Raw genomic sequence first — 23365 nt, forward strand, 5'->3', positions numbered from 1 at the left:
ATCCCGATGCGGAATGTGATGCCGAGAGGCGCCGTCGAGTTGCGGCAGGACAGATAGATGACTTCCGGACCCTCCAGATGCGAGAGCGTCAATGTATAAGCGCCAAGCCCTTCGGCTTCTGCCACCACATCATGAAAAGCATCGACAATATCGCTGTCGGCCAGAAAGACATTGGCCCAACGCACCGATTGCGGCCCCATTGTATAGCTTCCATCACTGTTGAGCTTCAACAGCTTCAGATGGGTCAGTGTCTGGCAAAGCCCATGAACGCTGCTTTTGGGTAATTTGGTTTGACGAACGATATCCGAAAGTTTGAGCCCATCACGGCTCCCGGCAACACAATCGAGAATCTGCGTCGCCCTCACCACTGCTGGAACCAGCTTCAAGGAACTTTCATCATCGAGTACAGTTTTGTCCATTTGCCCTCTTCAGCCAACCGACAGATGAATTGACTTTAGCTCTGTCGGCTGATTTATTCAGTATATCGTATAGCGTTCAATATATTGAACCGCTCTTTGACGCAACACCGGGATGGAACATCAGATATGATTGCCTTGAAAGATAAATCGCTGCTCAAATCGCAATGCCTTGTGGACGGCCGCTGGATTGACGCCGCCGATGGCAAAACCATTGATGTGACCAACCCTGCGGACGGCTCCCTTGTTGGCACTGTTCCCTCCCTGTCGGTCGATACTATTAAAGAAGCAATCAACGCTTCGAACAAGGCGCTTCCTTCATGGGCCGGCAAGACCGCTAAGGAACGCGCAGGTATCTTGCGCAAATGGTTCGATCTGATCGTCGCCAACGCCGATGATATTGCTCTTATAATGACATCGGAACAGGGCAAGCCACTCGCCGAAGCGCGCGGTGAAGTTATTTATGCCGCTTCCTTCATCGAGTGGTTCGCCGAGGAAGCCAAACGCGTCTATGGTGACACGATCCCTGCCCCGCAAAATGGGCAACGTCTCACTGTTATCCGCCAGCCAGTCGGCGTGACCGCTGCAATCACCCCATGGAATTTTCCAGCGGCAATGATTACTCGTAAGGCAGCACCTGCCCTAGCCGCTGGCTGCACAATGATTGTCCGTCCCGCCGATCTCACTCCGCTGACGGCTCTCGCCCTTGGTGTATTGGCGGAAAAGGCCGGAATTCCAGCAGGCGTTCTGCAGATCGTGACTGGCAAAGCACGCGAAATTGGTGCTGAACTCACCAGCAACGAGATTGTGCGCAAACTGTCCTTCACGGGCTCGACCGAAGTCGGCCGTCTTTTGATGGCGCAGTGCGCACCGACCATCAAGCGTATTTCACTGGAGCTTGGCGGCAACGCACCCTTCATCGTGTTCGATGATGCGGATATCGATGCTGCTGTTGATGGCGCAATGATTTCGAAATACCGCAACGCTGGCCAGACCTGCGTTTGCGCCAACCGCATCTATGTTCAACGCGGCATCTACGACAAGTTTGCTGAAAAGCTGGCAGCCAAAGTGAAAGAGCTGAAGGTCGGCAATGGCACCGAACCGGGTGTCGTCATCGGACCGATGATTGAAGAAAAAGCCATCACCAAGGTCAAAGCGCACATCGAAGACGCTGTTTCCAAGGGTGCGAAGCTCATCACAGGCGGCAAGGAACTGGGCGGTCTGTTTTTTGAACCGGGCATTCTGACCGGCGTGACTTCCGACATGATTGTCGCCAAGGAAGAAACCTTCGGCCCGCTTGCACCGCTCTTCGCCTTCGACACGGAAGAAGAAGTCATTGCCATGGCCAATGATACGATCTTCGGTCTGGCTGCCTACTTCTATACAGAGAACTTCAGCCGCGCGATCCGGGTCAGCGAAGGTCTGGAATATGGCATGGTGGGCCACAACACTGGACTGATCTCGAATGAAGTCGCACCTTTCGGCGGCGTGAAGCAGTCGGGTCTTGGGCGCGAAGGTTCGAAATACGGCATCGAGGAATATCTCGAAACCAAATACATCTGCAGCGCTTACAAGCGTTAAAAATCGCTCTCTTTCGATGGAGCACTTCCAGCAAAAGTGCGAAGCGGCTTTGCGCGGGATAGTGCGTAAAGACAAAAACGAGAGCCGTTCTGACATTTATTTTTAAACCAGAACTGCTCTCGCTTCCGTAGAAAGCAGATTCAAAAAAGTGGCGCGCATTGTTCGCGCCACTTTTTTTATTTATAGACGACGCAAACAATCCTTGGGTGTTTGCCCGCAAAAATCCGGAAAACTTCATGCTGCGCCGACTTTATGACTGGACGATCTCGCTTGCTGCCCGAAAGTCTGCCGAATATTGGCTCGCTTTCATTGCTTTTGTAGAAAGCTCAGTTTTTCTCGTCCCAGCTGATGTGCTGTATCTGCCGATGGCGCTCGCCCGCCCCGAGCGGGCCTATCGCTATGCTTTGGTTGCAACCATATTTTCCGTTCTTGGCGGCATCGCAGGCTGGTATCTCGGCTACCATGCCTATGAGCAGGTCGCTAAACCCGTATTAGAAATGTATGGCAAGCTCGACACATTTGAGCAAATGCGCGGCACGACCAGCGCTGACATGATACTTCTGATGCTCATCACATCAGGACTGGCCCATTTGCCGCCTATCAAGGTGGTGACGATCCTATCGGGAGCCGCTGGCATCAACATCTGGCTGTTTATTGCATCGGCAATCGTGGCTCGCGGCGCACGCTTCTTCTTCCTTGCATGGCTGTTGAAGCGCTACGGTGAACCGATCCGTGGTTTTATCGAAAAGCGCCTCGGCCTTCTGGCTGGGCTGGTTGCCGTGGTGCTGATCGCGATGTTCCTGGCGGTTAAATATCTCCACGCCTGATTTTGCCTCAAGTCGGTCAAAATAAACTGATTGGAGACAAAGCAGCAATTTAGCTTATCTGGACCAAAGAGCATTTCCAGCAAAAGTGCGTGAGCTTTTTGCGTGAGGATAAATACTGAGAGCCGCTTCAGGGAATTTCATATGGCATTTGCACTCAACAAACCGGTCGGCAAAATTCAGGCTTGGTCCGCTGGCATCATGACAGTCGGATTGGCCGCAACCGTTGGAACCGCTCTCGGCTTCGAGCATCTGGCTGGGTTCATGCCCTGCAAGCTCTGCCTTGAAGAGCGTACGCCATATTATATCGGCGTTCCCGTTCTTGTTGCGGCCTTGGTTTCCTATCGCTTGAAATGGCCTCCAATCCTGACGCGCGGCCTGATCCTGATCGGCGCGCTGCTGATGACCTTTGGTCTGGCGCTCGCCATCTATCACACAGGCGTCGAGCTAAAATATTGGCCGGGTCCGGCTGATTGCAGTGCAGCGACCATGAAAGTGACGCTAGATGCAGGCAATCTGCTCGGCGATCTCAACGCGACCCGCCCACCAGCATGTGACAGTGCACCAGGCTTTTTCCTTGGCCTGTCTTTTGCCGGATGGAACGTCGTCGCAAGCCTGCTCTTTGCAGCGATCGGCTACTACGGCGCTTTTGCAAAAGCTGGGAAGTAAGAGCGATTTCTGAGGGAATTGTTCTTTCTACAGCATGTCTCAGAATAGTGTCTAAATCAAAAAGCGGCAGGCCGTGGCGAAAATGGTGATTTTCGAGTACCGAAGCGGAGTGTACTTTTGGGTACATGAGCATCGGAACGCAGACAAATTGCAATTTGCAGACCGGCTTGGCGACTTTTGGAACAGACACTAAGGCTCTAGTTCAACATCCCAATACAGAAAGTCGAGCCAGCTGTCGTGGAGATGGTTGGGTGGGAAAAGGCGCCCATTATTGTGCAGATCCTGCACAGTGGGCGTGACCGGCTTCTGGCGCGGCCACATATGCGCCTGAGCCGGCATCAAGCCGCCTTTGCGCAAATTGCACGGAGAACATGCGGCGACCACATTTTCCCACGTCGTCTCGCCGCCATGGCAACGCGGGGTGACGTGGTCGAAAGTCAGATCGTGCAGAGAGCCGCAATACTGGCATTCGAAACGATCACGTAGAAACAAATTGAAGCGCGTAAACGCCGGATAGCGCGGTGGCTTCACATAATCCTTCAAGCAAATCACGCTGGGAACGCGCATAGAGAATGAGGGGGATGATACGATCTGGTCGTATTCCGCCACAATATGCACGCGCTCGAGAAACACCGCTTTGATCGCGTCTTGCCAGGACCAGAGCGACAAAGGGTAATAGCTGAGCGGACGATAATCCGCATTGAGGACCAGCGCGGGTAATCCACTGCTCGACACGGTCCGGGGAGAGACGGCTACATTCAAGGGCGCACCTCCTTCAGAGCAACTCCGAAAGGAAAAGTGCGAATGGCTTTCCATGCGGAATTGCGTTCTTCATCGAAGCGCCGCGCGTCCATTCTGGGCGCAACCTACGACGCTCCGATCTTGTGAAAGCGGCAAGTGCGATAGGCAGGATATCAAGCTTCTGCGAATCGAAATGCCGTCATCACCTGATGCGAATAATGTAATCCCGACGTGACAGGATTGTGAAGCGGAAACGCATTTATGTCCCCGGAAACACGCAAGATTTACAGAAGCGGCGCCGCCTCGCGGCCTTTGATTGCAGCGTAATATGCCCAAAACAAACGCGCTGCCACGCCACGCCATGGCGCCCAATCTTCCGCAAGCAGACGAAGAGCTGCGGCATCCGGCCGTGTTTCATGCGCAAAAGCGTGACCGACCGCAGTTTGCAAGGCGACGTCGCCTGCCGGAAATACATCTGGATGACCGGCTGCAAAAAGCAGGTAAACCTCAGCGGTCCAGGGGCCGATACCCTTGATCGCTGTCAATGTCTTGATCGCTTCCTCCGCAGGCAGTTCGCAAAGTCCATGCAGGTCAATCGCACCTTCTGCCAAAGCTGCACTCAGCGCAAAAAGCGTTCTTTGCTTCGGACGCGAAAGCCCGGCAAATCGCCACGCTTCTTCGCCGCCCGCAATGTATCCCTCCGGCGTCATAGGATCGACCACCTGCTTGAACCGTGCCCAGATCGCAGCCGCACTCGCGGTTGAGACCTGTTGTGCGACAATAATTGAAGCAAGGCTTTCAAACCCCGGCTCGGATCGGCGAAGCGGCACTTGATGAGAACGGCTGCGTATATCGACCAGTCGGGCATCGACCAGCACCAGTGCCTCAAGCCCGGCCTCAATATCGCTCAATGTATCGATCCGCAGCATAAGATGGCCTTTCATTTCATTAACTTGCAAAGTACCAATACCGTCAAATGACAATCAACTGACATGATCATGACAAAATCTGTTTTCCGCTTTGCCCCTAGCCCCAATGGCCAACTGCACCTTGGCCATGCCTATTCCGCCCTTCTCAACGCAAGCATGGCGAACGACTGCGATGGTCGTTTTCTTCTGCGTATGGAAGACATCGACACCGCCCGTTGCACGCCTCAACTCGAACAGGGCATCTATGATGATCTCCATTGGCTTGGGCTAAAATGGGAACAGCCGGTGCGTCGCCAGTCGGAGCATTTTGGCGAATATCGCAACGCATTGACCAAGCTTGCCGACAAAGGTCTCGTCTATCCCGCCTTTTTGAGTCGCACAGAAGTGCGCGAACAAATCGGCGAAGCGCACGCCAAAGGCAAAGAATGGCCGTCCGATCCCGACGGTACGCCGCTCTATCCCCAGGGCGAACGTAACCTCAGTGAAAAAGAACAAATGGAGCGCATTGTTTCTGGTGCACCCTATGCATGGCGGCTCAATATGGAAAAGGCGCTTGCAACCACAGGCAAAACACTCTTCTGGAACGAAAGCGGCAAAGGCCCAGATGGCGAGACTGGTCGCCTACCCGCGGACCCCACACAATGGGGCGACGTGGTGATTGCGCGCAAAGATACACCCACCAGCTATCATCTGTCAGTCGTGGTGGACGATGCCCTTCAAGGCATCACTCATATTGTCCGCGGACGCGATCTTTTTCATGCAACATCCGTACACCGGCTGTTGCAGACCCTACTCAGTCTGCCGGAACCGCATTATCATCATCACGATCTGGTGCTGGGCGATGATGGGTTGAAACTCTCCAAAAGCCGCAAGGACACCGCACTTGCATCTTTGCGCGAACAGGGCTTTACGCCTGACGATATACGCGCAAGACTATCACTTTAAAGACCATTTTCGCCGCAGCGTCACAGATGATGTGCCCGCGGGCCGATTGACGTAAGCGCGCTAAAGCGGTTCAAGGATGCATGAAGCTGGCGTTGAAAGACACTGGCGGTATTGTTTTATATTGAAGGAGGCGGAGCCATGGGTAACGTAACAACAAATAATTACGTTGAGATTGAAGGCTTGCGTGTTGCCCCCGAACTGGTGGAATTTCTGGCCAAGGAAGCCGCACCGGGAACGGGCGTGGAACCAGAAACATTCTGGAAGGGCTTCGCAGCCATCATCCGCGACCTCGCGCCGAAGAACCGCGCACTCCTCAAAAAACGCGACGATCTGCAAGCCAAGATCGATGCCTGGTACAAAGAAAATCGCGACAAGGATTATTCGCAAGCTGATTATCAGCAGTTCTTGAAGGACATCGGCTATCTCCTGCCGGAAGGCGGAGAGTTCAAGGTTTCAACCGCCAATGTCGATCCGGAAATCATGCATATCGCCGGTCCGCAGCTTGTCGTTCCGGTCATGAATGCACGCTACGCGCTCAACGCTGCCAATGCACGCTGGGGATCGCTCTATGACGCGCTTTACGGCACCGATGCTATCTCTGAAGATGATGGCGCAGAAAAGGGCAAAGGCTACAACCCGAAGCGCGGTGAAAAAGTCATCGCATGGGCCAAGAATTTCCTCGACGAAAGCGCACCGCTCAATGCGGGCAAGTGGGCCGACGTCTCAGGCCTTTCCGTCACGGACGGCAAACTCGCTGTATCGCTTGCCGACGGTTCGAGCACCGCCTTGAAGGACGGCAGCCAGTTCAAGGGATATAATGGCGATGCAGCGGCACCGACCAATGTGCTGCTGGCCAAAAACGACATGCATGTTGATATCGTAATCAATGCGGACAGCCCGATCGGCAAGACCGACCCGGCACATATCGCAGACATGGTTCTGGAATCGGCCATCAGTACGATTCAGGATTGCGAAGATTCGATCGCTGCTGTTGACGCCGAAGACAAGGTTGCCGTTTATCGTAACTGGCTCGGTCTCATGAGCGGCAAGCTCGAAGACACCTTCGAGAAGAACGGCAAGCAGATGACGCGTCGCCTCAATGGCGACCGTAGCTATAAGGCTGCCGATGGTTCCGAACTTACCCTCAAGGGTCGTTCGCTGATGCTGGTTCGTAACGTTGGTCACCTGATGACCAACCCGGCGATCATCGATGCAGAAGGCCATGAAGTGCCGGAAGGCATTATGGATGCGGCCTTCACCAGCCTGATTGCACTGCACGACATCGGCCCGAATGGTCGCCACCTGAATTCACGGGAAGGCTCGGTCTATATCGTCAAGCCGAAGATGCACGGCCCGGAAGAAGTGGCATTCGCCAATGAAATCTTCACCCGCACCGAAGAGTTACTCGGCATGAAGCCGAATACGCTGAAGATCGGCATCATGGATGAGGAGCGCCGCACCACGGTCAACCTCAAGGAAGCAATCCGCGCAGCAAAAGAACGTGTGGTCTTCATCAATACTGGCTTCCTCGACCGCACCGGCGACGAAATCCATACGTCGATGGAAGCTGGCCCGATGATCCGCAAGGGCGACATGAAGCAGGCCGCATGGATTGGCGCTTATGAGCAGTGGAATGTCGATATCGGTCTTGAGTGTGGCCTGTCCGGCCATGCGCAGATCGGCAAGGGCATGTGGGCCATGCCGGACCTGATGGCTGCGATGCTGGAACAGAAAATCGCTCATCCGAAGGCTGGTGCGAACACCGCCTGGGTGCCATCGCCAACCGCTGCAACATTGCACGCAACACACTATCATCAGGTTGATGTGGCTGCCGTTCAGGACAAACTCAAGAGCCGCCCACGCGCCAAGCTCGATGATATCCTGTTAGTGCCTGTTGCCAGCCGTCCAAACTGGACGCCGGAAGATATTCAGAAGGAAATCGACAACAACGCGCAGGGCATTCTCGGCTATGTCGTGCGCTGGGTTGATCAGGGCGTCGGCTGCTCGAAAGTGCCGGACATCAACAATGTCGGCCTGATGGAAGACCGCGCAACGCTGCGCATTTCCGCTCAGCACATCGCAAACTGGCTCTATCACGGTGTGGTTTCAGAAGCGCAGGTCATGGAAACCATGAAGCGGATGGCCGCGGTCGTTGACAAGCAGAATGAAGGCGACGCGCTTTATCGCCCGATGGCCGCAAACTTCGACAAGTCAATTGCCTTCCAGGCTGCCTGCGATCTGGTTTTCAAGGGCCGCGAACAGCCGAATGGCTATACTGAGCCTGTTCTGCATCGCCGCCGTTTGGAACTGAAGGCGCAGGGCTGATACCAATATTGTAGAAATAGTTTGGCTGCGGCGGGAGAAATCCCGCCGCATTCTTTTGTCTGCTATCCTGAATAACGCTTGACTCCATTATAATAGATATTAATTCTATCATAATGGAAAACGTAATAGATCGGCTCGATAACGCCATCGGCGACAATCTGCGCCGCCTGCGCCTTGCGCAAGGCATGACGCTGGATGCGCTTGGGGATGCGTCAGGTGTCAGCCGCGCCATGATCTCGCGGATCGAGCGTGGCGAAACCAGCCCGACCGCACAGCTTCTGGCGCGCATTTGTGCAGCTCTCGGCACATCGCTCTCAGCCTTCTTTGCTGATGCGGAAGCCCCTGCTTCTCCCTTGCTCACGCATGATCGCCAGCCAGTCTGGCGTGATCCGGATACAGGCTATATCCGGCGGTCTGTTTCGCCACCAGGAACGGGATCGAGCATCGACATGATCGAGGTCGAGTTTCCCGCAGGGGCAAAGGTCGCCTTCGCTCCACAAACAGCCAATGCAGGCATCACACAGCATTTGTGGCTCCTGAAGGGCGAAATGGAAATCACGGTTGGTGAAACCGCATATCGGCTCCAAGCCGGCGACTGTCTTTACATGCCACTCGTCGAGGGCATCACCTTTCATAATCCCGGCATGTCGACCGCACGCTATACAATCGTACTTGAACGCCGCAGCAGTCTTTGAAAGCAATAAGCATGATTCGCGTTCTCAATTTCGAAGAAGCCAGAGCCGCCATCCCGGCACTTGCCGAAATCATTACGGATTGCGTGAATGGCGGCGCATCGGTCGGCTTCATGGCACCATGCGAAACGCATGATTTCATCCCCTACTGGAACCGTGTCGCCAATGAAGTCGATGCTGGCGAGACCGCGCTTCTGATTGCCGAACATCAGGGCGAGATCGTCGGCACGGTACAGCTTGGCCTGTCGCAAATGCCAAATCAGCCGCATCGCGCCGACCTCAAAAAGCTGCTCATCCATACAAAAGCGCGCGGCCTTGGCATTGCGCGCAAACTGATGGAAGCAGCCGAAGAAAGTGCTCGCAACCATCGCAAGACACTCATCTGCCTTGACACCGCGACCGGCAGTCATGCGGAAGCAATCTATACCCATCTTGGCTGGGAACGGGTCGGCGTGATCCCGAACTATGCGCTTTATCCTGACGGAAGCCCCTGTGCGACCACACTTTTCTATAAAGGCCTCTGAAATGACCCTGACTATCCGCTTTGCCAACGAAGCTGACCTCCCTGCCCTGCTCGCAATCTACAATGACGCGGTGGAGAACACCCTCGCCATCTGGAACGACACACTTGTCGATCTGGAAAACCGCCGTGAATGGCTCAAAGCCCGCAATCGCGACGGCTTTCCGGTGCTTGTTGCCGAACGTGAAGGGCAAGTTGTCGGCTATGCGAGTTATGGCCCTTTCCGCCCTTTCGAGGGTTTCCGCCACTCATCCGAACTCTCTGTCTATGTTGCAAGCGACGCCCGCGGCGGCGGTATTGGGCGCACCCTTCTCGCCGAGCTTGTCGAAGAAGCCCGTGAACGCAAGGTCCATGTACTCGTGGCGGGCATTGAATCAGGAAATGCAGCCTCCATTGCGCTCCATAAATCGCAAGGCTTTGAAGATTGCGGAACGCTGAAACAAGTCGGCCAGAAATTCGGACGCTGGCTCGATCTGACTTTCATGCAAAAGATTCTCTGATCAGCAACAAAAAGGCCGCTTTCGCGGCCTTTTTGTTTAGTTCGTCTGTGTAACAACGTCCCCAACTGGCAGCTCGTCAAGACCAATCTCGCCTTCAACCTGATCGCTGCGCGCCATCAGGTAAAGGCCGAGCACGGAAGTCAGAACGGCGATGAACACCAGATACCACGCATGTGCCATCGGATTGACCGCGAGCAACGATGTTACAACAACTGGCGTCAGACCACCAAAAATCGCATAGGAAATATTGTAGGAAAACGACAGGCCAGAGAAGCGGACAGGCGCTGGGAAAGCGCGCACCATCACATAAGGAACAGCGCCAACCATACCGACAGAAAGTCCCATCACCGCATACAGCGCGAACAGAACAGGCAGGGAAACCGCCGCATAGGTGTAGAACGCGAAGGTTGCAACACCGAAAAAGACACCAGCGACCGCGAAGAATCTTCCGCTGCCGATACGATCGACAATCGCGCCAGCAGTCACGGTCCCAAACATCAGAAACAGCGTACCAAAGCTCGTCGCAGCCAGCGATTCCAGCGGCGTATAGCCGTAAAGCTTCTGCAGGAATGTGGCGGTCATCAGCGTCGTGACGACAATGCCTGCCGACAGAATCCATGTCAGCAACACGGAAATGACAACACCATGCATGTGGTTGCGCAGAACCGTGCCAAGCGGCAGCTTGTCCTTGAGCAAATGGCTGTTCTTCATCTCGGTGAAGATCGGCGTTTCAGCCAGCCAGCGGCGCAGATAAACGGCAAACAGACCGAAAATACCACCGATGAAGAACGGAATGCGCCAAGCATAGGCAGCAAGCTCTTCCGGGGTGAAAATCCAATTGATGGCGGTTGCAATCAGCGAGCCGATCATAATGCCAAGCGTCAGACCCGAGCAAAGGAAACCACACGCCATGCCAACACGATTGGCCGGTACATGCTCGGCCACGAAGGTCCATGCGCCAGGCACTTCACCGCCAATGGCAGCACCCTGCAACATGCGGAAGATAATCAACAGGATTGGCGCACCAACACCCAGCGTTGCATAGGTTGGCAAACAGGCCATGGCCAATGTCGAAATCGACATCAGGAAAACCGAGAAAGCAAATACGCGCTTACGGCCGAACTTGTCGCCAAAATGCGCCAGCACGATGCCACCAATCGGGCGCACCAGGTAACCTGCCGCGAAAATACCAAAAGTCTGGATCAGCACCAGCCAATCGGGCATGTCGGGCGGGAAAAACAAATGGCCGACCACGCTCGCAAAAAAGACGAAGATGATGAAATCATAAAACTCCAGCGCGCCGCCAAGAGCCGAGAGGCCTAGGGTACGAAAATCCTGCCGGTTTAATGGTCGGGGATTGTTGCTTGCATGAGAGTTTGTCGGTGCCATCGATCCAATTCTTTTCTGGTCGTTGTATTTTGGAGTGGGTTTTAACGCGCATCCCGAAAAGTGTGAAACGGTTTTCGGACAAGATGTACGTGAAAGCAAACTTTGAGATGCGCTGATATGATTTTATCAGATCGGCGCTCTAATGCTCCAGTTGCGGGCGCTGCAAAGCTTGACTTCTACACGATAAAACATATTTTAGAATTATTCTAAACTGTGGAATTTTGAAATGCTCAGCCGATTCTTTCGCAATGGTCGCCGACCTTTTGATTCGCTCTCCGAACAGGAAATATTGGCGCTGGCCATATCCTCTGAAGAGGATGATGCACGTATTTACCTCTCTTATGCCGATGGTCTGCGTGACGAGTTTCCGCAGTCGGCAAAAATATTCGAACAAATGGCGGCAGAAGAACATGAGCACCGTGATGCGCTGATTGAACGGCATCGCGCGCGCTTCGGTGAACGCATCCCGTTGATCCGTCGCGAACATGTCAGCGGCTATTTTGAGCGCAAGCCCGACTGGCTGGTGCGCCCACTTGGCATCGACAAGGTGCGCGACGCCGCAACTCAGATGGAAGAACAAGCTTACCGCTTTTATATCGAGGCCGCGAAGCGTGTAACTGATGCTGGCACGCGTAAGCTTCTTGGGGATCTGGCCCAGCAGGAAAAAAAGCATGAGGTGACAGCCGAGGCGCTGGAGCACGAACTGACACCACATACGGTGCAAGATGAGGAGCGCGCGCTCGAGCGCAAACGGTTCATCCTGACCTATGTGCAGCCGGGTCTGGCGGGTCTCATGGATGGATCAGTCTCGACCCTTGCGCCGATTTTCGCTGCAGCCTTTGCTACGCAGGATACATGGCAGACATTTCTGATTGGCCTTTCGGCATCGGTCGGTGCGGGGATTTCCATGGGCTTCACCGAAGCCGTACATGATGATGGCAAGTTGTCTGGTCGAGGCTCACCCATCAAACGCGGGCTCTCCTGCGGTATCATGACGACACTGGGTGGCCTTGGCCATACTCTGCCGTACCTGATCAGCGATTTCTGGACCGCAACAACGATTGCAGCGATTCTGGTGTTCTTCGAGCTCTGGGCAATCGCCTTTATCCAGAACCGCTATATGGAAACGCCGTTCTTCCGCGCGGCGTTGCAAGTGGTGTTCGGCGGCGCTTTGGTTCTGGCCGCAGGCATTTTGATCGGCAGCGCCTAAGCCTTAACTGCGTCGCGGGGCTGAGAGATCGGTCCTTCAAAGACATCAATCGCAATACGCCCCTGCCGGGAAACAGTGACAAAGCTGTTTGCCGGCACCGCCATCCAGTTTGCCTTATCGCCATCAAGCGGCTCAGAAACCACGCAAATACCAGACGCACTGCCCAGTGTCGCCGTATAAAGTGTTGGCGCAAAAGCATCGGTGGCATAGCGGATCGCATAAAGCTGGTTCCCATCGGAAAAAGCCGCAGTCAGCCGCAAAAAAGGTGGAACTCCGGCGCGCACAGCCTCTTCAACAATCGTTGCGACCATACGTTTCATGGCCAGTGCAGGATCGCCATCAAGCCCAAACTCCAGCATCAGCAGAAAGATCAGCTCTGAATCAGTTGCACCGTGTTTCTGACGATAGACGTCGTCGCTCAAGTGGCCTTCAAGCCTGCGCCGCAACCGGTCGAAGTCGCCAATCTGGCCGTTATGCATGAAGCTCCAGCGGCCCGACACAAATGGATGGCAATTGGAGCGGCTGGTTAGTCCGCCCGTTGATGCTCGGACATGCGCAAGAAAAAGGCGCGACTGAATTTGCCGCGCCAGGCTCCGCAAGTTTTGATCAGACCAAGCGGGCAGAATATCCCGATAAAGCCCCGGTTCATCGCGATTTCCGTACCAGGCAACCCCGAAACCGTCGCCATTTGTACGTGTTTTGGCTTCATGCGCATCGTGGCTTTGGGCCACGAGCGAATGGCAGGGAGACGAAATAATGTCTTCCAGATAAGTCTCAGGTCCGAGATAGGCGGCCCAACGGCACATGTTTGATCCGGAAATTACCGGCCCCGGTTGTGTGTCCGCTCATAAAGTTGGCGGACGATCGTGCTTGCCGTCTTCTCGAATAAAAATGGCAAAATTGCATGGATAAGCGCTGCGAACGCTGCGCAAAAAAGCTTGAATGAAAAACGACCGGCAAAGGCCATATGCTGAAAATAGGTTTCGTCAACAGATTCCGGATGCTCGGTAAAGAGGCGGGTAATACGTGTTGTCATTGGAAATACTCCCGTCAATGAGTAATTTGTTCCCGTTACGCGGCACAGATTGCACCTTGTCTAGAAAATCATTTTAGCAAAAGCAAACGAGATGAAATCTCAATTTGTCCTTGATAAATACGATTCTTTGAGACAAATATCCCAATATGAAACCTTCATTGGATGAAATTGATCGCAAAATATTGGGTGAACTGCAAATTGACGGAACCTTGTCCGTTGATTCTCTCTCAGAGCGTGTGCATCTTTCGCGCAATGCCTGCTGGCGGCGCGTCAAGCGCATGGAAGATGAAGGCTTCATCAAGGCGCGTGTCGCTCTTGTCGATGCCGAGATGGCTGGTTGCGGCCTTTCGGTCTTCATTCTGGTTCGCACATCGAGCCACGATCCTGATTGGCTGGGCAAGTTTCGCTCGGCCATGGCGCGCTTTCCTGAAATCGTTGGCGTCTATCGCATGACGGGCGATCTCGACTATGTGCTGAAAGCGCGTGTTTCCGACGTCAAAGCCTACGACCGGCTCTATCAGCGCCTGATTGCCAGCGTCCCCCTGTCAGATGTGTCAGCCTCTTTCGTGATGGAAGAGATCAAGGAAACCACGTCCGTACCGCTGGAACGGGATTGAATTGGCTCAGACATCGCAGCTCATGGTGTAAAAGCATGATCCTGTGCCGCAGTATCATTGCAAAACGTCAAATAGACTGTACACCTTTGGTGCAATTTCACGTATGAGCGTCGCCAATTTGAATTTTCGCAGGAAAGGCTCCCTCATGACCGCAGCATCCGCTCTAGCACCAACGCTCGGCATCATCCGCCTCGAACATGCGGACGGCCTTGAACTCCCCGCTTACGAAACTTCCGGCTCTGCTGGCATGGATCTCCGTGCGGCTGTTGCCGAAGACCGCCAGATCGTACTTCTGCCGGGCCGCCGGACCTTGGTGCCAACTGGCCTCATCTTTGAAATCCCGGAAGGCTACGAAGTTCAGATCCGCCCTCGCTCGGGCCTCGCATTCAAGAACGGCATCACCTGCCTCAACACACCGGGCACAATCGATTCGGACTATCGGGGCGAAGTGAAGGTCCTTCTGATCAATCTGAGCGACGACGACTTCCGCATCGAACGCGGCATGCGCATTGCTCAAGCTGTCTTCTCACCTGTCGTTCAGCCAAAGATCGAAGAACGTTCCGAAATCAGCGAAACCGCCCGTGGTGCGGGCGGTTTTGGTTCGACCGGAACGGCCTGAATAAATTACCAAGCAAGCATTATGAAAAGCCGGAACCTCGTTCCGGCTTTTTTATTTGCACTCTTTAGATCACTTTTCTCAGCAGATTTTTCGCGAATCTAAGCTCTAGGACCATTCCGCGCATGACAAATAATTAAGATGAATTCTTGAGTGGGTGAGCATAGATATCTGATTAATACAGCTACTTTATATTGAATTCTCAGAGGGTACAGGGTGCTTAGATCCACCGATTCACTTCCGGCAGGTCAGAAAAAGACCGCATCAGCCAAGCGTGCACCGCGTAATCGACGCCGTTTGTGGGTCTGGTTACCAATCGCCGCTATCGCTTTGGGCGCGGGTTGGTATTTCCTGAGCGCACGCGAAAGCGGTAGCCAGAAAAGCACCTATCTGGCCGAAACAGTGGAACGCGGAAATATCGAAAATTCGATCACCGCCGTCGGCACGCTCAGCGCCCTGCGCAGTATCAATGTCGGCGCTCAGGTTTCCGGACAGCTTAAAAGCGTCAAGGTCGAAGTTGGCAACGAGGTCAAACAGGGGGACCTGATTGCCGAGATTGACCCCTCGCCGTTTGAGAAAAAAGTTGAAATCGCCAGTGCGCAGCTCGACAATCTCAAAGCCCAGCTTTTAAGCAAGCAAGCGCAACTAACGCTGAAAAAGTCGAATGCTGCCCGTCAGCGCTCCTTGCTCGCAAGCCGCAATGCTTCCCAGTCGACTATCGATCAGGCTGATGCTGATCTCGCCATGGCTGACGCTGACGTGAAAGCTTTAAGCGCGCAAATCCGCCAGCAGGAAGCGCAGCTTGCCAGCGATAAGGTCGATCTCGGCTACACCAAGATTTACAGCCCGATGGCTGGCACCGTCGTCGACCAAGCCGCCAAGGAAGGCGAAACACTGAACGCCGTGCAAAGTGCGCCGACGGTCGTCACGGTTGCGGATCTCAAGGTGATGACGGTCGAGGCACAGGTCTCTGAAGCCGATATCAGCAAACTTAAGCCCAATATGCCGGTTTATTTCACCTTGCTCGGCCAGCCTGACAAACGGTTTACCGGCACACTGCGTCAGATCAAGCCAACGCCACAGACCGACAACAATGTCGTTCTCTATTATGCATTGTTCGACGTTCCCAACCCAACTGGCGAACTCATGATCAATATGAGCGCACAGGTCTATTTCGTTCTCGATCACGCCGACAATGTGCTGATCGTTCCGACCGCAGCGCTCAATTCCAAGCGCGAAGGCCAAGGCAAACCACAAGCAACGGTTCAGGTCGTCGATAAAAGCGGCTCCACCACGGAGCGCACCGTAGAGGTGGGCGTTCGTAACCGCGTACAGGCGGAAATCAAGAGCGGGCTTGAAGAAGGCGACAAGGTGGTTGTCACCTCCGCCTCGGCAACGGCAGGCTCAACCCAGCGCGGTCGCAGGCCCGGCGGCATGTTCTTCTGATGGGAGCATCCATGAACGACGCGCCCCTCATCAGACTGAACAATATCAGCAAGACCTATCACAATGGCGATCTCGCCGTTGAGGTTCTGCATGGCATTAAGCTTGATATACGCGCCGGTGAGTTCGTGGCTATCATGGGCGCATCAGGCTCGGGTAAATCGACGCTTATGAATATTCTGGGCTGTCTCGACAGTCCCAGCGGCGGTGAATATCTGCTCGATGGCGAAGATGTATCAACCCTTGATGCAGACGAATTGGCCGCATTGCGCCGCCGCACCTTCGGCTTTGTGTTCCAGAGCTACAACCTCATTGCAACATCGACCGCGCAAGAAAACGTCGAGGTTCCGGCGATCTATGCAGGCATGCCGGCCACCGAACGCCATGAACGCGCGGCCGAACTTCTCAACTCACTGAAACTCGGCGACCGCTTGGACCATCGCCCCAATCAGCTTTCCGGTGGTCAGCAGCAGCGCGTTTCCATCGCGCGTGCGCTTATGAATGGCGGACGCATTATTCTTGCGGATGAACCGACAGGCGCGCTCGACAGTCAGAGTGGCGAAGATGTCATGGCGCTGCTTCGCTCCATGCATGAACAGGGTCATACGATTATCGTGATCACCCACGCCCGTGAAGTTGCGGAACGGGCAGACCGGCTGATCGAAATCCGCGATGGACAGATCCTGTCCGACACAACCAATCGTGAAATGCCGATTAGCGATGCACCACAAACCTTGCAGCAAATGACAGCAAGTGGCGCCGCACATATTGCCGATATTTCGGAAGCGGTGAAAATGGCAATGCGTGCGCTGCGCGCCAATATTTTCCGCACAATCCTCACCTTGCTCGGCATCGTCATCGGTGTGAGTTCGGTCGTCACCATGCTTGCCATCGGCACAGGCGCGCAGAATTCTATTCTTGACCGTATCAACGCAATGGGCACCGATCTGGTGCTCATTCGACCATCCATGCCGGGTTTTCGTGGCTCTGGCTCAGTGGCAACGCTGGTGCCGGAAGATGCCGACGCTATCCTGCAGCTGCCCAACATAAAAACGGCTGTTCCAGAAGTGACTGGCAGCGTTACGCTCCGGCGCGGCAATGTCGATTATCAATCGCAGGCTAACGGCACCGTTGCGGCATTCACGGAAGCGAAATCCTGGAAGGTCGCAACAGGCGATTTCATCGCCGATCATGATATGGAAACCTATGCGCCCGTTGCAGTGCTGGGCGCTACGGTGGTCAAAACACTTTTCCCGGATGGCTCAAATCCCATTGGTCAATACATCCTGATCCAGAAAATACCTTTTCAGGTGATAGGTACTTTGGAACCCAAAGGAGCTGGCTTTGGTGGGTCGGATCAGGACGACGTGGTGATCGTACCGCTTTCGACCGGAAATCTCCGACTGTTTGGCCAGAAATTTGTCCGCACAATTACGGTTCAGGTGAAAGACTCGGATCTGATCGATACGACACAGGATCAAATTCAGGAATTGCTGGACCACCGCCACAAGCAGCGTGACACCATGATCACAAACATGTCCTCGATTCGCGATGACGCGGCAGCGATGGGATCGACCCTGACGCTGTTTCTGGGATCTGTTGCCGCAATCTCGCTTCTGGTCGGCGGCATCGGCGTCATGAACATTATGTTGGTCAGCGTCACTGAGCGAACGCGTGAAATCGGTGTTCGCATGGCAACAGGCGCACGACGACGCGACATTCTTCTTCAGTTCATCACCGAAGCGCTGACAGTCTCGGCAATTGGTGGTGCTGTTGGTGTTATTCTCGGCGTCGGCACGGCAGCGGCCCTATCCTGGGCAGGTGTGCCTGTTGGTTTCAGCGCAGGTCCTGTGCTTCTCGCCTTTGCCTGCGCCTTTGCAACAGGTCTTGTGTTTGGCTTTCTGCCCGCACGTAAAGCCTCGCGGCTTTTGCCAGCGGTAGCGCTCTCATCGGAATAAGTTACGCAACTGCCAGAACAGAAGCAAAAAGCCCGGCATGAAAGCCGGGCTTTTTGTTTAGAGCATAGTCCTATCGGAGTGAAACGAGGATCGATAAGACTATGCTTAAAGTAAAATGAGTTAGAGCGCCGATCCGAGTCAATCAGATCGAAACGCGCTCTAATGAAGAAATTCCAAAAGCTTATTTGAACTGAATTGGCACCGTAATCGGCATTCTCGGCTTAGCAATTGCCGCTGGAGGAGCAGGCACAGGCGACGAATTACGCGTTGCTTCAACTGCCAGCTGATCGACAGTTGGATTGCCTGATGATCCAACCAACCTTACGGAAAGAATATTTCCGGATGGATCAACAACGAAAGCGACCTGGGCCGTACCCTTTACGCCGCTTCCGGCCTTACGTTGCAAAGAACGTGTACGGCGCAACAAATGCGAATAGAGCTTGGCCTGCCACTTGTTGGAACTGACACCGGCAGAAGCATTGTTGTCGCCCCGGCGATTGGCTACAGCTTTTGCACCTGCATCAACATCCATGCGCGGTGCACTGGCCTGACGTGTTTCCTTGGCAGGCTCCGCCTTCTTGGGCTTTGGCTTTTCGACCTTCTGCACCGGTTTCGGCTTCTCAGGCTTCGGCTTTTCAACCTTCTTTTCCGGCTTTGGCTCAGGCTTTTCAATCGGCAGCGGCACAGCCACTTCCGGCTTCGGCGCTTCAACCACATCCGGAATCACTTCTTCCGGTTCCTTTACAGGTTCCGGTTCAGGCTCTGGCTCTGGTTCCTTGATTTCTTCCGGCACCGGTTCAGGCTCAACCTGTTCTTCAGGCTCTGCAGCTGTTTCCTGCTGTGGAGCCTCAGAGGCCACCTCTTCCATCGGAGCTTCAGGTTCAGGCGCAAGTTCGATCACCATGGCTGCGACCTGCGCGCCATCCGGTTGATCTTCCTCTTTCGTCAGATGCACAGCATAAGCACCGGCGGCATGAACACTAAGAACGATAATACCCGCACCGATCCAGCGCCCTGCATCATGCCAGAAGGAATGATGATGGCTATCGGTCGACGCCACATTCTTTATAGGGGGATGTTCGGGCGGGAGTCTGTCCATTTACTGAGCTCCCTGAATAGCTGGAGCTTGGGTCGGAGCTTGATCTGGGGCTGCTGCTGCAGAGCCATCAGGCGTAGCAGCACCAATGGTCTCAAGTCCAACGAGTGCAATCTTGAGATAGCCTGCTTCACGCAGCAGGTTCATCACACGCATCAGCTCGCCATAGCCAACATTCTTGTCAGCACGCAGGAAGACACGGGCTTCCTTGTTCTTTTCCGACACGATGTCGAGCTTGGGCCCGAGACCTTCACGAACCACCGTGTCATTGCCAACGCTGACCGTCAGATCTTCCTTCAGTGTCACATAAATCGGCTTGTCCGGGCGTGGCGCAGGTGTTGCGCTTGATGCGGGAAGGTCGACATTGATGTCGACCGTTGCCAACGGCGCCGCAACCATGAAGATGATCAGAAGAACAAGCATAACGTCGATGAACGGCGTCACGTTAATCTCGTGGTTCAGCTCCAGATCGTCGCCGTCGCTTTCGCGAATTTTGCCAGCCATAAACGTTACTCCGCAGCGTGCAGCTTGCCCTCAGGCACACCTGCAGTCTTGAAGTCGAGATCGCGGCTCACCAGACGCTCAACACCGGCAGACGCATCTGCCAGAAGCTGACGATAACCTGTGATCGCACGAGCAAAGACGTTGTAGATCACAACCGCCGGGATAGCCGCCACAAGGCCGATAGCCGTTGCAAGCAATGCTTCTGCAATACCGGGGGCGACGACAGCGAGGTTGGTCGTCTGTGCCTGACTGATGCCGATGAACGAGTTCATGATGCCCCAGACAGTACCGAACAGACCCACAAAAGGTGCAACTGAACCAATGGTTGCGAGAATGCCCGTACCTTTGGAAAGACGACGACCAGCCTTCGCTTCGATACGCGACAGGCGCGAAGAAACGCGTTCTTTAAGACCTTCACCGCCTGCACGGGCCAGTGCCGGACCAGAGAGGCGAACTTCATCTTCGGCAGCACGTACCAGAATTGCAGCAGGGCCTTTCGCACCGTCCAGAGACCGTACAGCCTCAGAAAGCGTCGCCGAATGGCCGATCACCTTCATGGCACGCTTGGCGCGGCTGCGTGCACCAGCAAGTTCAAGGGATTTGGCAACCCAAACGGTCCAGGTTGCAAGCGATGCCAGGGCAAGGCCGATCATGACCGACTTGACCACCCAGTCGGCGGCCATGAACATGCCCCAAGGCGAAAGATCATGTGGTAATACGAATGTGGGTGCCGCCTCTGCGGTTGTCACAGGCTGTGATACTTCAGGCGCGGTCTGTTGGGTTGCAGCAGGCTCGTTTGATGGCGTCGCTGAAGGTGCGGTCGCTGGCTGTTCAGCAGTTGGCGCCGAGTTTGCAGGTGCTGGGCTTGCAGGTGCCGGAGCTGTCGGCTCGCTTGCAGCAGGTGTGCTTGGCGCTGGCGTTGTCGGCGCTGGACTTGTTGCGGCCGGATTATTGGTGGCAGGCTCGGACGCGCCTTGCGCAAGTGCAGAACCCGCAAATGCCAGCAGCCCCACGCCCATCGCCGCAGCCGTGAAGCCTTTTCGCCAGAAACCAGTCATCTTGATCGCCTTTTGATTGTTCAGGTCCGAGCGCTTATGACTGATCGTTCATGCAGACCGTCGCGCCGCTTGTCGGCCTTTTCTTAACTCCCATTAACCTGATGATGCAAGTCATGTTTTGAATTTAGTTATATTTTCCCACGTTAGAGGTCCGCAAAATGAACTGAACCGCGGAAGAAATACCTATTGCATAAAAACTTCAAATCAGACGTGATATAGACAAGACAGTCAGGACCGACATTTCTCATAAGTGCACGGACCTGGTTGAGGCCTGTGGAGGACATGCCAATGATGTTCAAGGACATTCAGACCCTCGAAAATGCGGCACGCACGGCCATGGCCGGCAATGAAGACCCATTGCCTGTGCAGCAGCCGCTGTTGAAGCCATCCCATTACGGTCTGGCTTTCATAACCCTGCTTGGTGCCGCATATTTGCTTTTCGCCTGAGGCGAGAAGAACAACAGCCCATCTGCGGCTCCCGCCGATGTTTACCATGACTTGCAGTAGGTCATGCATTGAGTTGCTGACCTGCGGCTTTGCATGCAACCATTGGGCCTGAATAGCGTTATCTTGGCTGAACAACATGTGTTGCAGACCAGAGATCGAACAGGAGGCCTGACATGGCGCGCGGAACAACAAATACGCGGAAAATCGAGGAAAAGCTCGAAGAAGCACTGACGGATTCGACAACCGAAGACCTTCAGTCACAGGTCGAACAACTCAAGGAAGATATTGCAGCCATTGCTGCTACCTTGGCTAATCTCGGCTTGCAGACCGTCCGCGATGCGAAGCGCACTGCCAAAGAAACCTATAAAAGTGCCTATGTGCAAAGCGAAGACGTGGTTGGCGACCTCAAGAACAAGGCGCAAGACGTCGAAGCTCAGCTGACCGAGACGATCCGCGCCCGGCCGATTGCGTCGCTCGCGACAGCTGTCGGCGTCGGTTATCTGCTCGCCCTCCTCTCGCGTCGCTGATCCGCGCCATGCTGAAACTTTTGGCGCCAGTCGTGGCATCCCTTGCCGGTGAAGAGCTGAAGCTCCTCACTGGACGAGCCAAGCGTGCCGCCATTTTTGGGGCGGCAATTGCTGTCTTCGGCCTTATCGCTGTTGTGTTTCTTTGCGTCGCGGCCTTTTTGGCTCTAGCGGAAAACTACGGCGGACCGATTGCAGCGCTGATTCTTGCGGGTCTGTCGCTGATCCTCGCTCTGCTGATTCTCGCTGTTCTGAAAATTCAGGCGGCTGCAGAAGAGAAAAAACGCAAGCAGCGCATTGAGGCGGACAAATCGGCCCTGATGGCCACGGCTGCAATTGCCACGGTGCCATCTATACTGAAACGTCCGATACTGGCCGTCGCGTTGCCGCTGGTCGGCATTGCACTTGTCAGCATGCTTTCAGACAAGAAGAAGCGCTAGGGTCCAGACTCAATTGAGCCACCATGTGACGATGGCAGCGATATAGCATGTGGCTGTAAAGTTCAGCATGAGCTTGTCATATCGTGTCGCGACCCTCCTCCAGTCCTTGAGGCGGCAAAAGGTGCGTTCGATGATGTTTCGGCGGCGGTAGGCAATTGGGTTGAAAGGTTTGATCCGCTTACGGGTCGGATTATTTGGAATGACCGGTTCAGTGCCGCGAGCTTTGAGAAAATCGCGTAACGCGTTGCTATCGTAAGCCGTATCGGCAGCGCACAGGTTGCTTGGCGGCAGTGGCTCAAGCAGTGGGATGGCAATGGGAGCGTCACCGCGCTGCCCAGGGGTTATTCTCAGTGCGACTGGGCGGCCACAACCATCGACAACAGCATGTATTTTTGTCGATCTGCCGCCTCGCGATCGACCGATGGCTTGAGCTTCCGCCCCCCTTTTCCGCCAGCAGCAGATCGGTGCGCCTTTGCGGTGGTGCTGTCGATCATGTGAATGTCGCGATTGGTCGTCTGCACCAGTGCTTCGAATAGTTGCCGCCATATGCCTTTGGCAGACCAACGATGGAAACGATTGTAGATGGTTGTCGAGGGACCGTAGACAGCGGGGCAATCCTGCCACCGACAGCCAGTGCGCAGCACATGGATGATGCCGCTAATCACCCGGCGGTCGTCAGTTCGATGCGCGCCGGGTTGGTTCGTTGGAAGCAAAGGAGCGATCACTGCCCATTGCCGATCATCAAGCCAGAATTCTCCTGCCATGCTCCAAAACTCCCGTTATCAGGAGAGTGAATCATGAAGAAGTAATTTGATCAAATGTTTAATTGGGTTTGGAGCCTAGAGCGCCGTGCGCCCTCTTGGGCGCACAAAGGTCGCTCTAATA

The 23365-nt window shown here is 54.6% G+C and carries 25 protein-coding genes and 1 pseudogene (1 of these 26 only partly in view); 16 read left to right on the forward strand and 10 right to left on the reverse strand.

Features of this window, described 5'->3' with window-relative positions:
• Positions 1–419: the 5' portion of an IclR family transcriptional regulator gene (locus CES85_RS18765; RefSeq protein WP_095447282.1), read on the reverse strand. Its footprint begins 382 nt before the window's first position; the window shows 419 of its 801 coding nt (coding positions 1–419); its start codon is at positions 417–419; its stop codon lies beyond the left edge, outside the window.
• 126 nt (positions 420–545) lie between these two features.
• Between CES85_RS18765 and CES85_RS18770 the strand changes: the two genes are divergently transcribed.
• The 3 genes from CES85_RS18770 (at position 546) to CES85_RS18780 (ending at position 3490) form a co-directional block, all read left to right on the forward strand.
• Positions 546–1997 carry an NAD-dependent succinate-semialdehyde dehydrogenase gene (locus CES85_RS18770; protein WP_095447283.1) on the forward strand — a complete coding sequence of 484 codons (1452 nt, stop codon included), beginning with the start codon at positions 546–548 and terminating at the stop codon, positions 1995–1997.
• A 236-nt stretch (positions 1998–2233) separates the two neighbouring features.
• Positions 2234–2824, forward strand: a complete 591-nt coding sequence (locus tag CES85_RS18775; RefSeq protein WP_095447284.1) for a YqaA family protein — start codon at positions 2234–2236, stop codon at positions 2822–2824.
• A 141-nt stretch (positions 2825–2965) separates the two neighbouring features.
• Positions 2966–3490, forward strand: coding sequence for a disulfide bond formation protein B (locus CES85_RS18780; protein ID WP_095447285.1), 525 nt, complete (start codon positions 2966–2968; stop codon positions 3488–3490).
• A 189-nt stretch (positions 3491–3679) separates the two neighbouring features.
• Here the strand turns inward: CES85_RS18780 and CES85_RS18785 are convergent, their stop codons facing one another.
• Both CES85_RS18785 and CES85_RS18790 read right to left on the reverse strand, forming a co-directional pair.
• Entirely contained in the window at positions 3680–4252 is a 573-nt protein-coding gene (locus CES85_RS18785; RefSeq protein ID WP_095447286.1) for an HNH endonuclease, read from the reverse strand.
• Between the two features lie 263 nt (positions 4253–4515).
• Positions 4516–5160, reverse strand: coding sequence for a DNA-3-methyladenine glycosylase family protein (locus tag CES85_RS18790; RefSeq protein ID WP_095447968.1), 645 nt, complete (start codon positions 5158–5160; stop codon positions 4516–4518).
• Between the two features lie 69 nt (positions 5161–5229).
• Between CES85_RS18790 and gluQRS the strand changes: the two genes are divergently transcribed.
• The 5 genes from gluQRS (at position 5230) to CES85_RS18815 (ending at position 10142) form a co-directional block, all read left to right on the forward strand.
• The gene (gluQRS, locus tag CES85_RS18795; RefSeq protein ID WP_095447969.1) at positions 5230–6105 is read left to right on the forward strand and encodes a tRNA glutamyl-Q(34) synthetase GluQRS; all 876 of its coding nucleotides are present in this window, start codon (positions 5230–5232) and stop codon (positions 6103–6105) included.
• 138 nt (positions 6106–6243) lie between these two features.
• The gene (locus CES85_RS18800) at positions 6244–8430 is read left to right on the forward strand and encodes a malate synthase G (RefSeq protein WP_095447287.1); all 2187 of its coding nucleotides are present in this window, start codon (positions 6244–6246) and stop codon (positions 8428–8430) included.
• Between the two features lie 113 nt (positions 8431–8543).
• The gene (locus CES85_RS18805) at positions 8544–9125 is read left to right on the forward strand and encodes a helix-turn-helix domain-containing protein (protein ID WP_095447288.1); all 582 of its coding nucleotides are present in this window, start codon (positions 8544–8546) and stop codon (positions 9123–9125) included.
• 5 nt (positions 9126–9130) lie between these two features.
• A complete protein-coding gene (locus CES85_RS18810) occupies positions 9131–9646 on the forward strand; it encodes a GNAT family N-acetyltransferase (RefSeq protein WP_095447970.1) in 516 nt (171 codons plus the stop codon).
• A gap of 1 nt (position 9647) precedes the next feature.
• Positions 9648–10142 carry a GNAT family N-acetyltransferase gene (locus CES85_RS18815; protein ID WP_095447289.1) on the forward strand — a complete coding sequence of 165 codons (495 nt, stop codon included), beginning with the start codon at positions 9648–9650 and terminating at the stop codon, positions 10140–10142.
• A 36-nt stretch (positions 10143–10178) separates the two neighbouring features.
• Here CES85_RS18815 and CES85_RS18820 read toward each other — a convergent pair whose 3' ends face one another.
• Entirely contained in the window at positions 10179–11531 is a 1353-nt protein-coding gene (locus CES85_RS18820; RefSeq protein ID WP_095447290.1) for an MFS transporter, read from the reverse strand.
• A gap of 226 nt (positions 11532–11757) precedes the next feature.
• Between CES85_RS18820 and mbfA the strand changes: the two genes are divergently transcribed.
• Positions 11758–12741, forward strand: coding sequence for an iron exporter MbfA (gene mbfA, locus CES85_RS18825; RefSeq protein ID WP_095447291.1), 984 nt, complete (start codon positions 11758–11760; stop codon positions 12739–12741).
• Here the strand turns inward: mbfA and CES85_RS18830 are convergent.
• Together CES85_RS18830 and CES85_RS18835 are read right to left on the reverse strand one after the other, a co-directional pair.
• Complete coding sequence (locus CES85_RS18830; protein WP_095447292.1) at positions 12738–13547, reverse strand: class II glutamine amidotransferase; 810 nt, start codon at positions 13545–13547, stop codon at positions 12738–12740. The genes mbfA and CES85_RS18830 overlap by 4 nt on opposite strands.
• A 14-nt stretch (positions 13548–13561) precedes the next feature.
• The gene (locus tag CES85_RS18835) at positions 13562–13777 is read right to left on the reverse strand and encodes a DUF6356 family protein (RefSeq protein ID WP_064321024.1); all 216 of its coding nucleotides are present in this window, start codon (positions 13775–13777) and stop codon (positions 13562–13564) included.
• Positions 13778–13923: 146 nt separating this feature from the next.
• Here CES85_RS18835 and CES85_RS18840 point away from each other — a divergent pair, with 146 nt between their 5' ends.
• The 4 genes from CES85_RS18840 (at position 13924) to CES85_RS18855 (ending at position 18411) form a co-directional block, all read left to right on the forward strand.
• Complete coding sequence (locus CES85_RS18840; RefSeq protein WP_095447293.1) at positions 13924–14394, forward strand: Lrp/AsnC family transcriptional regulator; 471 nt, start codon at positions 13924–13926, stop codon at positions 14392–14394.
• A gap of 145 nt (positions 14395–14539) precedes the next feature.
• Positions 14540–15013, forward strand: coding sequence for a dUTP diphosphatase (gene dut / locus CES85_RS18845; protein WP_095447294.1), 474 nt, complete (start codon positions 14540–14542; stop codon positions 15011–15013).
• 213 nt (positions 15014–15226) lie between these two features.
• Entirely contained in the window at positions 15227–16456 is a 1230-nt protein-coding gene (locus CES85_RS18850; RefSeq protein WP_095447295.1) for an efflux RND transporter periplasmic adaptor subunit, read from the forward strand.
• Positions 16456–18411, forward strand: coding sequence for a MacB family efflux pump subunit (locus tag CES85_RS18855; RefSeq protein WP_421522417.1), 1956 nt, complete (start codon positions 16456–16458; stop codon positions 18409–18411). Before CES85_RS18850 ends, CES85_RS18855 begins: the two co-directional genes overlap by 1 nt.
• A gap of 181 nt (positions 18412–18592) precedes the next feature.
• Here CES85_RS18855 and CES85_RS18860 read toward each other — a convergent pair whose 3' ends face one another.
• The 3 genes from CES85_RS18860 to exbB are packed head-to-tail and all read right to left on the reverse strand — an operon-like array spanning position 18593 to position 21069.
• Positions 18593–19510, reverse strand: a complete 918-nt coding sequence (locus CES85_RS18860; protein ID WP_095447297.1) for an energy transducer TonB family protein — start codon at positions 19508–19510, stop codon at positions 18593–18595.
• Entirely contained in the window at positions 19511–20011 is a 501-nt protein-coding gene (gene exbD / locus CES85_RS18865; RefSeq protein ID WP_095447298.1) for a TonB system transport protein ExbD, read from the reverse strand.
• A gap of 5 nt (positions 20012–20016) precedes the next feature.
• On the reverse strand, positions 20017–21069 hold the full coding sequence (gene exbB, locus CES85_RS18870; RefSeq protein ID WP_095447299.1) for a tonB-system energizer ExbB: 1053 nt from the start codon (positions 21067–21069) through the stop codon (positions 20017–20019).
• Between the two features lie 288 nt (positions 21070–21357).
• Here exbB and CES85_RS27455 point away from each other — a divergent pair, with 288 nt between their 5' ends.
• The 3 genes from CES85_RS27455 (at position 21358) to CES85_RS18880 (ending at position 22480) form a co-directional block, all read left to right on the forward strand.
• Positions 21358–21516, forward strand: coding sequence for a hypothetical protein (locus CES85_RS27455; RefSeq protein WP_167388302.1), 159 nt, complete (start codon positions 21358–21360; stop codon positions 21514–21516).
• Between the two features lie 173 nt (positions 21517–21689).
• On the forward strand, positions 21690–22043 hold the full coding sequence (locus CES85_RS18875; RefSeq protein WP_095447300.1) for a DUF883 family protein: 354 nt from the start codon (positions 21690–21692) through the stop codon (positions 22041–22043).
• Between the two features lie 8 nt (positions 22044–22051).
• Positions 22052–22480, forward strand: a complete 429-nt coding sequence (locus CES85_RS18880; protein WP_095447301.1) for a phage holin family protein — start codon at positions 22052–22054, stop codon at positions 22478–22480.
• A gap of 78 nt (positions 22481–22558) precedes the next feature.
• Here the strand turns inward: CES85_RS18880 and CES85_RS18885 are convergent.
• Positions 22559–23244: pseudogene (locus CES85_RS18885) on the reverse strand (IS5 family transposase); the annotation flags it as partial.
• Positions 23245–23365: the final 121 nt, after the last annotated feature.

The organism is Ochrobactrum quorumnocens, assembly GCF_002278035.1.
Classification (GTDB): Bacteria; Pseudomonadota; Alphaproteobacteria; order Rhizobiales; family Rhizobiaceae; genus Brucella; species Brucella quorumnocens.